Origin of the sequence: Myxococcus sp. CA051A, from assembly GCF_013336705.1 — a bacterium.
In the GTDB taxonomy this organism is placed as follows: Bacteria; Myxococcota; Myxococcia; order Myxococcales; family Myxococcaceae; genus Myxococcus; species Myxococcus llanfairpwllgwyngyllgogerychwyrndrobwllllantysiliogogogochensis.
On sequence record NZ_JABUMS010000002.1, the window covers coordinates 364,646 to 375,684 of the forward strand.

The following is an 11,039-nucleotide window of genomic DNA, read 5'->3' on the forward strand; positions in this document are numbered from 1 at the left end:
GCTCGAGCCCGCGAGGCTCTTGCGTGTCAGTACCCGCGCAGCACGTACAGCCGCCCGTCCACGAGGGCGTACAGCGCGGCCGGCGTCACGCGAGGGTCATAGATGAGCTGCCGCACCTCGCCTCCGCTGACGCCCGCCACCTTCTCCATCTGCTTGCCGGGCGTCAGGCGCCACAATCCGTTGTGCGCCGTGCCGACGAAGAGCGAGCCGTCGGCGGTGGCCGCCAGCGCCGTGTAGTCGTTGGTGTTCGCGCCCTCGATGCGGACGTAGTCCGTGTCGGCGTACTTCTTCGGGTCGTGTCGCTGGGGATTCGCCTGGAACTGCCACAGGCCGCTGCCCAGGCCCGCCACGTAGTACAGGCCGTCCTTCGTCTTCTGGATGGCGCGCCACTTGTTCTGGGGCGCCGCCTGGTCGCGGTACTGGTCGTTGCCCGGATTGACGGGGTCCACGAAGGTGTTGAGCAGGTACTCGGAAATCTCCGCGTCGGCGGGCACGCCGTCACGGTTCTCCCGGTCCCACCACTTGAGGTCCGCGTTGGGCGGGAGGATGCCAATCTTCCAGTCGTTGGCGATGAGCAGGTGGCCCTCCGACGAGAGTCCAAGCCCGTAGGTGTAGCCGGCGCGCTGGGACTGCTTGGGAGGTTTGCTGGGGTCCTCATTCGGGATGGTCTGCCACCACGCGGGGTGCCGGTGGCTGCTGTAGTCGTAGCCGCGGACGCGCGTCACGCCGTGGTTGGTGCCGAGGTAGACTTCGCCTTCGTACGTGCCGCTCATCACCCGGACGCACGAGTAGATGGAGCGGTCCTCGTCGTAGTGGAAGTCGTTGCTGTTGCGGATGCCGAGGGGCTCGTTGCGGCTGGGGCGGCTGGTGCCCGCGGAGCGATAGAGGTGCTCGCGCAGCACGATGTCCGAGCCCTCGCTGTTGAGCTGCACGACGTCCACATCGCCCTTCTGGAACTCGACGTAGCGCTCCTCCGAGAAGCCCTCCTCACCCCGTCCGATGATTCTCTGGCCGCCCACGATTTCGTCGTGCGTCCGGTAGCCGACGTAGGCCTCGCCGGCCTTGCCGCCGCAGATGACGGTGGAGTCGATGGCGAGCTTGTCCGCCTCCCACCCCAGGCCGAGGCTCGCCTGTCCAATGGGCTTGCTGGTCCACAGCGGCCGGTCCGTGCCCGCGCGCAGCACGCCAATCTGGTTGCCGTTGAGCAGCCAGACGTTGTGCGCGCCATCCACGCCCACCGAGCGGACCTTGGGGATGTCGTACTTCGCGGAGAAGTTCGTCAGCGCGTCCGTGGGCCAGGGGCCCTCGGGCGTCGTGGGCTGCGTGCCGCCGTCTGGAACCGGGTCCGTGCCTCCGTCGCCAGGGCCAGGGCCGGCGTCACCGGGGCCCGCGTCGTCGCCACCGGCGTCCGTGCCCGCGTCGCCGTCGCCCGCGTCCTCCGTCCCGACGTCACCCCCGTCATCCGAGGGCGACTGGATGTCATCACCGCCGTCCTTCGACCCCGTCCCCTTCGAGCTGTCGCAGGCTCCCGCCGCCAACACCATCGCCACACCGACACACGCGCCCAACAGTCGTCGAATCACCGATTCCTCCCGTCCCCGGTGTGGAGCAAGCGGCGTACCGGGGTGTTGCGCGCGTGCCCACATGGGAAAGAGGGAAGCGCGCTGCCCACCGTGGGCAAGGCGCGGGCGTGACGTGTCGCCAGAAATGACCAGGCCCGCCCCCCGTGAGGGAAGCGGGCTTGGGAGGCCTGTCGGCCGGGTGACTCAAGCAGGGCTTCAGTGGGCGGCGTCGTCCACGTCCTGCTTCAGCTCATCGCCCGTCTGCTCCACCTGGTCGCCGGCCTTCTTCGCGGCGTCGGTGGTGCCGGAGCCGCCCGTGCCCTTGGCGCCCTTGGGGCTGGTGGCGCGCAGCTCCACGGCGACGGCGTTGTCACCGGAGAGCTGGAAGCGGGCGTGGACGTCCGCGCCCTCGGGGAGCTGGTCGGCCCGCACCGTCTTGCCGTCCAGCTTCACCACCGTCTGGGGCTTCACATCCAGCTCGGCGTCCGGCAGGTCCTTGCGCGACAGCTTCACGCTGTCGTCGTCCGACTCCTTCACCGTGCCCTTGATGTTCAGCGAGTGCGCCTTCTTGAAGGTGTTGTCCACGCCGGGCACCTTCGAGGCCTCCTTCGTGGCGCCGTTGATGCCGCGCCCCACGTCGGAGGCGTCCACGCCCGTCTGGACGCGCGCGCCGGAGCTCGGAATCTGGTTCTGTGACGGTTGCTCGGCGGGCTCGCTCTGCGCGAACGCGGCGGAGCCCAGGCACAGCGCGAACGTGGTGATGAGCTTCTTCATGGGGTTCCCTCTCCCTTGGTCGGTTGAATGACTTCTGGGAGCAAGGGTGGGGAGGCTGCCTCCCTTCGCCAACCTGTCCGGGAAACCCCCACGTCGTTTCGCCCGTGGAGCGAGCAGGCGAAGCAAGGCGTCGCTCAGACGGCCTGGCTCAGGCGCTTCACCGTGGACAGCAGCTCGTGCAGGTCCAGCGGCTTGCGCAGGCAGCCCGCCACGTCGAGCTGTTTCGCGGCGACCTCCAGGTGGAGGTCCGCGCTCGCCACGACGACGGGGATGTCCGACAGCGCCGTGTCATGGCGCAGCGCCTCGCGGAAGGCGAAGCCATCCATCCGGGGCATCATCAAGTCCAACAAGATGAGGTGCGGACGCGAGCCCTCCTGGCGCAGCTGCGCCAGCGCCTCCAGGCCATCCGCCGCGAGCAACACGGAGTAGCCCTCCAGCTCGAACGCGTCCTGGAGCGCGTCGCGGATATCCAAATCGTCGTCCACGACGAGCAGTGTCTGAAGCGGTTGCACCGGTCCTCCGACCCTGGTCCGGAGCGGACTCGCTCCCACACCACGGTAACGATGGGGTTGACTTCGTCCAGGTGGAAGCGCTTCGCCGGCGAACCGGGTCAGGGAGTGCTCACCACCCGACGCCCGCTCGCCCTGGGACCACGCTCCGGGTCCAACATTGCAATGGAGTTGCGTTAATTCGGATTACACGGAAGTTGATGCTGTGTTGGTTTGCTCGTCTTGCGGGTTGGACTGAAGATGCGCCCGGCTGCCCGTCCCCTCGGCGGGCGCCCATTCCAGGGAGCAGACCGCATGCGAACCATGTGTCGAAGTGGAGCAGGCAGGAAGTTGATGGCCTCGCTGCTGTGCACGCTGTCCGTCGCGGCGTGTGGGCCCGCGCCCGAGCCGACCAAGCCGGAGGAGGCTCCTCCCGCGACGGGGACCACGGGGCAGCCGGTGGTCTACGGCACCGACAACCGCACGGATGTCTACGCGCACACGAACGCGACGCTGCGCGCGCGCGCCGAGCAGTCCACCGTGGCGCTGATGAGCCCGTCCGACTTCACCGTGAACAGCGCGGGCAACGTGACGTTCAACGCGCCCACGCTGGGGTCGGCGTATGGCCTGTGCTCCAACCAGCGCTTCCTGAACGACCTGACGCCGGCGTTCTGCTCGGGCACGCTCATCGACGATGACCTGGTGCTGACGGCGGGCCACTGCATCACCAGCGCGTCCGCGTGCAGCAGCACGCGCGTCGTCTTCAACTTCTACCGGACGTCGGCCACGGGGATGAAGGCCGTGACGTCGGCGGACATCTTCTCCTGCCAGTCCATCGTGGTGCGCAAGCAGGAGTCGAGCCCGCTCAACCTGGACTACGCCATCATCAAGCTGGACCGCGCCGCCACGCCGCGTTTCGTCCCCGCGCCCATCCGCGCCGGCAACGCCCCGCTGGCGGTGGGCTCGAAGGTGACGGTCATCGGCTCTGGCAGCGGCATCCCCTTCAAGATTGACGACGGCGGCTCCGTGCGCAACGCGCGCGCCAGCACGCTGGACTTCTTCGTCGCCTCCACGGACACGTTCGGCGGCAACTCCGGCTCCGGCGTGTACGAGAACACCGACTACACGGTGGCGGGCATCCTCGTGCGCGGCGAGACGGACTACGTCGCCAACGGCAGCTGCGACATCGTCAACACCTGCACGGAGACGGGCTGCCGTGGCGAGGACATCACCTACGTGCGCCCCGCGGTGAGCGCGTACTGTCTGGTGGCCGGCAGCCTGCGGCTGTGTGGCACCACCAACCCCCCGCCCACCACGACGTTCGCGTTCACCGCCACCAACACCAACAACGCGACGCAGAACACCACGGACAAGACGGTGACGCTGGCCGCGGGCCAGACGCTGCAGTTCGGCACCTGCACGCTGACGGGCGCCTCCGGCACGGGTGACACCTACCTGCGCCTGGTCAACTCGGCGGGCACGTCCGTGGCGAACAACGACGACTCGTGCAGCCTGCTGTCCTTCGTCTCGTATACGGCCCCGACGGCGGGCACGTACACGATGCGCGCCGGCTGCTACTCCAGCAACAGCTGCAGCGGCACCGTGGCCTACGTCATCCAGTAGTCGCACCCCGCGTGCGCCGGGCGCATGAACGCCCGCGTCCGGCCACGCACAAGCCGCCTGGGCCCCGTCGAAAGGGGCCCGGGCGGTCGTCACCTGGGGTCAGCGGGCGCTTGGGACGCGCCGGACTTCAGGCGCAGCGGTCGCAGACGCCGCGCAGCTGCACGTCCACGCTCTTCTGGGCCACCGCGCGAGGCACGCCCTTGGAGGACGCGATGCGGATGGACTCCTCCGGCAGACACGCCACCGTGCCGCAGTCGGTGCAGGTGAAGTGCGGGTGGTTGCCGCTGTGCTCGTCGCCCGAGCGTCGCAGCTCGAAGCGCCACACGTGGTCTCCCAGGTCCGCGCGCACCACCAGGCCGGCCTCGGTGAGGTCCGTCAGGTTGCGGTAGATGGTCACCCGGTCATAGCCCTCGTCACCCAGTGCATCCACCAGGTCGGCGTGGCTCATTGGCGCGGTGGCGGTCTCCAGTTCGCGAAGCACCGCCACGCGGGGCGCGGTGCTGCGAAGACCCGACGCGCGGATCCTCTCCTGGAAATCAGCGAGCTTCGGCTGCACGGCGATTCGTTTGGCTCCCATGATATCTTTTCGCATAACCGATCTGCGGGACACTTTCACCTCGCCCGTACCGCAACGTCCGATGTCGAGGACTGGAGTGGCTCGCCCGCCGGGTCCCCCCAGACTCTCTGATATGAGAACAAACACCAGGAGTCCAGGATACTGGTGCAATCCTTGTGCGGAACGAGAGTTCGCGCCTTCCGGCTTCCTGAGCTCCTGATTCGGACGCTCGTGGACCCCGTGAGGTTCAAACTGGCCACCGCGCTCGGAGGGAGCGGGCTCCGGATGTCGTGGACATGACAGTCGCCCCGTCGCGTCATGGAGGGCTCCAGGGGGTGGTATCAGAAACAGGAAGTCGAGTGAGTCCTGGGTGCAGGTGCAACTCATGAGTCACCGGTGACGCGGTGCCGGAAAGAAGCCGGTTCGCGCCGCGTGTGGCCCTGCCCGGGCTCACGGTGGGGGGCTCGCCCGGCGTGTGGGGCGGGCATACGGGTGGACGGGCTCCAGGCTGGTTTTCGTATCTGAGTTGTAAAAGCACCTGCGATGTTTTTGTCGCGGAGTTCCCGCGCGGTGCCGGGGAAGGGAGGGCGCCTCGGGTTGCCTGGAGGGCAGAGGCGGGTGTTGTCCTGTCCAACACTCCGGCACGGGTACCTTGACTCACTGCGATGAGTGCCCACACTTGCGCCTTTCGCTCCGCAGGGTGCTCTGGACGGCCCTGTAGCTCGTGTCTCCGGGTCCCCCTCGCCGTGACGAAGCCCAGCCTGCTGCTCATCGAAGAAGCCAGCGTCGCCCGGGAGCTCCAGGTGCTCGCGCTGGAGAGCCAGGGGTGGCAGGTCGTTGCCCTGGCGGACGTGGGGGCCGCCGCCTCGCTGCTCCAGGCCCAGCCGGTGTTGCTGGTGGTGGCCGCCGCGGGGCTGTTGGCGGCCGGACAGGAGGGACTGGCGGCGTTGCGCCGGGCGCTGGAGACGACGGCGGTGGGGCTGTACGTGCTGGCCTTCCCCGCGGAAGAGGAGGTGGTGCGCCGTCACTCGCTGCCGCTGACGGGCTTCTTGTGGCGCCCGCTGAGCCTGTCGGGGCTGGTGGAGGGCGTGCGGCAGGCCTTGCCGGGGCTGGAGGCACAGGCGCCCCGGCCGCTGGTGCTGGTGGCGGATGACGACCCGGTGTCGCGCAAGCTGCTCCAGCTGTTCCTGGTGCCCCTGCGCTTCCAGGTGGTGTCCGCGTCGGACGGCCCGCAGGCGCTGGACGTGGCGCGGCGGCGGCGGCCGGACGTGGTGCTCGCGGACGCGCTGATGCCGCGCATGGATGGCTACAAGCTGTGCCTGGCCCTGCGGCAGGACCCGAGGCTTGGGCGCGTGCCGGTCATCCTCACGCACGCGCTGGCGCCGGACGAGCTGGATTTGCGCATGGCGCAAAACGTGGGGGCCAACGGCTTCGTGCGGCGCGCGCAGGATGGGGACGAGCTGGTGGGGACGCTGCTGCGCGCGCTGGAGGCGGGAGGCCCCGCGCCGCTGGTGCCCACCGGGGAGCTGTCCACCGAGGACCACCTGTACCGGGTGGTGCGGCAATTGGAGCGGCGGGTGGGGCTGCTGGAGCATGCGGAGCGGGGCGCGCGCGAGAGCGAGGAGCGCTTCCGGCGGGTGGTGAATGGCTCCTATGACGGCATCTGGGACTGGGACCTGCGTCGTGGCTCGCTCTACTGGAGCCCGCGCCTGTTGGAGATGCTGGGGCTGACGCCGGAGTCGTTCGCCGGCACGTATGAAGCCTTCGTGGAGCTCCTGCACCCGGAGGACCGGGCGGCCGTGCTGGCCGCGCTGACCGAGCACCTGGAGCGGGGCGTGCCCTACGACGTGGCCTTCCGGCTGCGGCATGCGACAGGGGGCTATCGCTCCTGCGTGAGTCGGGGGCGCGCGTCGCTCGACGGCCAGGGGCAGCCGGTGCGGATGTCGGGCATCATCGGCGACGTGACGGAGCAGCTGCGGCTGTACCGCGAGGCGCGCGAGGCGGTGCGCGCGCGCGACGACTTCCTCAGCGTGGCGGCGCATGAGCTGCGCACCCCGCTGGCCGCGCTGCGCCTGCGGGTGCAGGGCGCGCAAGGGGCGCTGCGGGTGCTGGGCGTGGCCCAGGCCGTGCCCCGGCTGGAGCGGGCGCTGGAGGCCGCGGACCGGCAGGTGCAGCGGATGTCGGACCTGGTGGAGTCGCTCCTGGACGTGTCCCAGTTCCAGGGCGGCCCGCCCCACCTCCACCTGGACGTCGTGGACCTGTCCTCGCTGGTGCGTGACGTGGTGGCGCGCTCGGAGTCGGCCGCGGCGCGCGCGGGCTGTGAGCTGGTGCTCGGGCCCATGTCACCCACGCGGGGCCGCTGGGACGGCACGCGGCTGAGGCAGGTGGTGGCGCACCTGTTGTCCAACGCGATGAAGTTCGGCCCTGGCAAGCCGGTGGAGGTGGAGCTGGCGCACGAGGACTCCACCGCGACGCTGTGGGTGAAGGACCACGGCATCGGCATCGCCCCGGAGCGGGTGGAGGGCCTGTTCCGCCGCTTCGAGCGCGCGGTGCCGGTGCGCCACTACGGCGGCCTGGGGCTGGGGCTGTACCGGCTGCGCCGCATCGTCGAGGCGCATGGCGGCGAGGTGTCCGTGGACAGCACGCCCGGCGAGGGCTCCACGTTCCGCGTCCGCCTGCCCCTGGACGGCCCCCCCACCGCCCGCGCCTGACTCAGAGCGAGTCGAGGAAGGCCACGAGCGCGTCGCGCTCCCCCTTCGACAGCGCGCGCACGGCCTCGCGCGCGGACGCGGCCTCGCCGCCGTGCCAGAGGATGGCCTCCAGGGGCGTGCGCGCGCGTCCGTCATGCAGCAGCCGCGAGTGTCCGCTCACCTCCCGCGCGCGGCCCAGGCCCCACAGGGGCGCGGTGCGCCACTCGCGGCCCGAGGCGAGGAAGTCCTCGCGCCCGTCGGCCAGCGCGTCACCCAGGTCATGCAGCAGCAGGTCCGAGTAGGGCCAGATGAGCTGGCCGGACAGCTCCGGGTAGCCCGCGAGCGTGCCGGTGGTGACGGACGGCCGGTGGCACTTCGCGCAGCCCACGCGGTGGAAGACGGCCTTGCCGCGCAGCACGTCGGCTAAGTCCACGCCCGTGCGCGTCGGCACCGCCACGGTGTGCGAATAGAAGTCGAGCGCTTCCAACTGCCGCTCGCTCACCTCGGGCACGCCGCCATGGGGCGCCGCCCGACACACGGCCTGCGCCGCCGTGCAGCTCTCCTCGGTGAAGAGGGTGGTGGTGAGGCCCAGGTCGCCCAGCAGCGCCGCCGCGTTCTGGTGCTCGATGTCCGGCTGGTTCGCCTTCCATCCGAAGCGGCCCACCACCTCGCGGCCCTGACGCTCGCTCCATACGCGGTTGGGCCGCCCGGAGATGCCGTCGCCATTCGCGTCGTCCGGGTCCGCCCACGCAAGCAGCGTCTCGTCGCTCACCGCCGCGAGCAGGCCCAGGCCCACCATGGGCTGCGCCACCCGCGCGGACGTGCGCGTGTCGGGCGCCAGCGGCCCGTACGCCAGCTCCGTCAGCTCCAGCGCCGGTGCCTGGAGCGTGTAGGGCTCCGCGTCCGCGAAGGTGCCGGGGACGTCCGTCCACTTCACGCGCACCTGCCCCTCGGCGGGCACCGCGCCGACGCTCCGGGGTTGGAGCTGGTCGCCATAGGTGGGCTCGGGCAGCGGGCCTCCGTGCGCGCCGACGCCGGGCACCGACAGGCGCACCAGCAGCGTGTCGGCGACTTCGTTCCCCTCGGGAGGACGGCCGCGCCCGTTGCCCAGGTGGCAGGCGATGCAGGAGACGGAGTGGAAGAGCGGGCCCAGGCCGTCGCGCTCGGGCTGCGAGCCGGGCGCGCCCACCCAGTTCGCCTCGAAGACGGACTCGCCCACGAAGAACTCGGAGCGGCGCGCCAGCACCAGGTTCGCCGCGGGCTTCGTGAAGGCGGCGGCGCCCGCCACCGCCACGCTCGTCTCGCCGCCGGGCCGGTCCTCGCCCACCTCCACCACGTCGAAGCGCGGAAGGGGCTCCTCGGGATTCGGTTCCTCTGGATTCGGCTCCTCGGGATTCGGCTCCTCGGGAGTCGGAGTGACGGGGCGCGCCTCCCCGGACCCGTCGCAGGCGACGAGGCCGAGGAGCGTCAACAGGAGGCCCAGGCCCGCGGCGTGTTTCACGGCAGCGTCACCGGAACGGGGTCGGTGTAGGACCAGCGGTCGATGACGGCGTCGGGGCCGAGCGAGCCGTTGAAGTTCCAGCCCCACGCGTAGACGGAGCCGTCGCCGCGCACGGCGATGACGTGGGTGGCGCCCATGCCCATGGCGGACAGGGGCTTCACCTCGGGAGACGACTCGGTGGGCACGGCGCGGTCCTCGTCGTCGCCCACCCCGAGCTGGCCGTTGCCATTCTGGCCCCACGCGAGCAGCGAGCCGTCCGCGCGCCGCGCGAAGCTGTAGTTGCCGTTGGCGAAGACGGCGCTCACGTCCGTCGCGCCCGGCACCTTGCCCGGCGTGGCGCTCTGCGTGTTCGCTCCGGACGTCCCGTTGCCCAACTGCCCGCTGACGCCCAGGCCCCACGAGGACACGGTGCCATCCGCGTGCACCGCGAGGATGTGGTCGCGCCCGTTGGCCAGGTCCACCACGTCCGCCAGGCCCGGCACGACTTCCGCCGTGGGACGGCCCTGCGTGCCGGCCGTGCCCGTGCCCAGGTTGCCGTAGGTGTTGCGACCCCAGGTCCACACGGTGCCGTCGCGCTTGAGCGCCACCGAGTGCATGGAGCCGGCCACCAGCTTCACCACGTCCGTCAGGCCCAGCACCGTCACCGGGTAGTCCCGCGCCGTCGTCGTGCCGTCGCCCAGCTGGCCATCCGCGTTGTTGCCGAAGGCGCGCACCGTGCCGTCCTCCATCAGCACCAGCGCGTGACGGAAGCCAGGGGCCACCGCCACCGCGCCCGTCAGGCCGGGCACCTTCGTCGCCGTGTAGCGAGGCGCGACGTCGGGCGTGCCCGGCTGGCCCAGGCCCAGCTGGCCGTCCGCGTTCTCACCCCAGGTCCACACCGCGCCGGCCGAGTCGAGCGCCATGGAGAAGTTCTGGTTGAAGGCCACGGAGGCCGCGTTCTCGATGCCCGGCACCGCCTGGGGCTGCGTCTGGTTCGCCGTCACGTCCACGCCCAGGCCCAGCTGGCCGCGGTTGTTGCGGCCCCAGACGTAGACGCGCCCGTTGCGCAGCGTGCCGCTGTGCAGGCCGCCCGCGGTGGACAACCCGCCGAAGCGGAAGGTCACCGTCTTCTCACCCGTGTTGCCCTTCGCGTCGCGCGCGCGCACCACCACCTGGTTGGCACCCGGGCGGGGCGTCACCTCGAAGGAGACCGCGCCCTCGGCCGTGGTGGGCAGCGCCAGCGTCTGCTCCTCGCCGTCGTTGAGCGTGTACGAGAGCGCCGTCACGGCCACGTTGTCCGTGGCGACCGCGTCCACGCGCACGCGGCGCACGGTGATGGCCAGCCCCTCCTCGGGGGACAACACCTGCACCTGGGGCGCCTGGGCGTAGCGCAGGCTCAGCACCCGCGCGCTGGTGCCGCCGCTCTGGTCCACCGCCTCCAGCCGCACCTCGTTGTCGCCCTCGGGCAGCGTGAGCTCCACCGCGAAGACGCCCGCCGTGGACGTCTTCTCCGTGTATTCCACGGCGCGTGCCTCGCCGTCGTTCACCCGAGCCGTCAGGCCGGCCAGCTTGCCCGGCACATTCACCGTGCCGGTCAGCCGCACCACGGGCTCACTCAGGGTGTCGCCCGACGCGTGAGACATCACCTGCATGAACGGAGAGACGGGGACGCCGGGCGTGGACTCCACGTCGGACCCGCACGCGGCGAGCCAGAGGGTCACGAGCGCCAGGACACAGGCACGGGACTTCATGGGGACTCCTGAGTTGTTGAGATTGATTTGCAGAGTCAGAAAAGTGCCCGGCCTCATATCGCTCGCGGCTCAAGGCGCGCAAGCGACAGAGGGCTCAATTTGGCGGTTGCCGCCC

At 70.7% G+C, this 11,039-nt stretch carries 8 protein-coding genes; 2 read left to right on the top strand and 6 right to left on the bottom strand.

Annotation, left to right across the window (positions count from 1 at the left end; translation table 11 throughout):
* Positions 1 to 26: 26 nt before the first annotated feature.
* From HUA74_RS06915 to HUA74_RS06925, 3 genes are all read right to left on the bottom strand, one after another.
* Positions 27 to 1,583 carry a hypothetical protein gene (locus tag HUA74_RS06915; RefSeq protein ID WP_174453898.1) on the bottom strand — a complete coding sequence of 519 codons (1,557 nt, stop codon included), beginning with the start codon at positions 1,581 to 1,583 and terminating at the stop codon, positions 27 to 29.
* A gap of 195 nt (positions 1,584 to 1,778) precedes the next feature.
* Positions 1,779 to 2,336, bottom strand: coding sequence for a hypothetical protein (locus HUA74_RS06920; protein ID WP_174453899.1), 558 nt, complete (start codon positions 2,334 to 2,336; stop codon positions 1,779 to 1,781).
* 134 nt (positions 2,337 to 2,470) lie between these two features.
* A complete protein-coding gene (locus HUA74_RS06925) occupies positions 2,471 to 2,848 on the bottom strand; it encodes a response regulator (RefSeq protein ID WP_174453900.1) in 378 nt (125 codons plus the stop codon).
* Between the two features lie 291 nt (positions 2,849 to 3,139).
* Here HUA74_RS06925 and HUA74_RS06930 point away from each other — a divergent pair, with 291 nt between their 5' ends.
* Positions 3,140 to 4,447, top strand: a complete 1,308-nt coding sequence (locus HUA74_RS06930) for a trypsin-like peptidase domain-containing protein (protein WP_141643172.1) — start codon at positions 3,140 to 3,142, stop codon at positions 4,445 to 4,447.
* A gap of 127 nt (positions 4,448 to 4,574) precedes the next feature.
* Here the strand turns inward: HUA74_RS06930 and HUA74_RS06935 are convergent, their stop codons facing one another.
* Positions 4,575 to 5,024, bottom strand: a complete 450-nt coding sequence (locus HUA74_RS06935; protein WP_141643171.1) for a Fur family transcriptional regulator — start codon at positions 5,022 to 5,024, stop codon at positions 4,575 to 4,577.
* Positions 5,025 to 5,749: 725 nt separating this feature from the next.
* Between HUA74_RS06935 and HUA74_RS06940 the strand changes: the two genes are divergently transcribed.
* A complete protein-coding gene (locus HUA74_RS06940; protein ID WP_174453901.1) occupies positions 5,750 to 7,714 on the top strand; it encodes an ATP-binding protein in 1,965 nt (654 codons plus the stop codon).
* A 1-nt stretch (position 7,715) separates the two neighbouring features.
* On the opposite strand, the gene HUA74_RS06945 is transcribed toward HUA74_RS06940, so the two are convergent.
* Positions 7,716 to 9,194, bottom strand: a complete 1,479-nt coding sequence (locus HUA74_RS06945; RefSeq protein ID WP_174453902.1) for a di-heme oxidoredictase family protein — start codon at positions 9,192 to 9,194, stop codon at positions 7,716 to 7,718.
* The gene (locus HUA74_RS06950) at positions 9,191 to 10,924 is read right to left on the bottom strand and encodes a chromosome condensation regulator RCC1 (RefSeq protein WP_174453903.1); all 1,734 of its coding nucleotides are present in this window, start codon (positions 10,922 to 10,924) and stop codon (positions 9,191 to 9,193) included. The genes HUA74_RS06945 and HUA74_RS06950 overlap by 4 nt, the downstream gene beginning before the upstream one ends.
* Positions 10,925 to 11,039 lie beyond the last annotated feature (115 nt).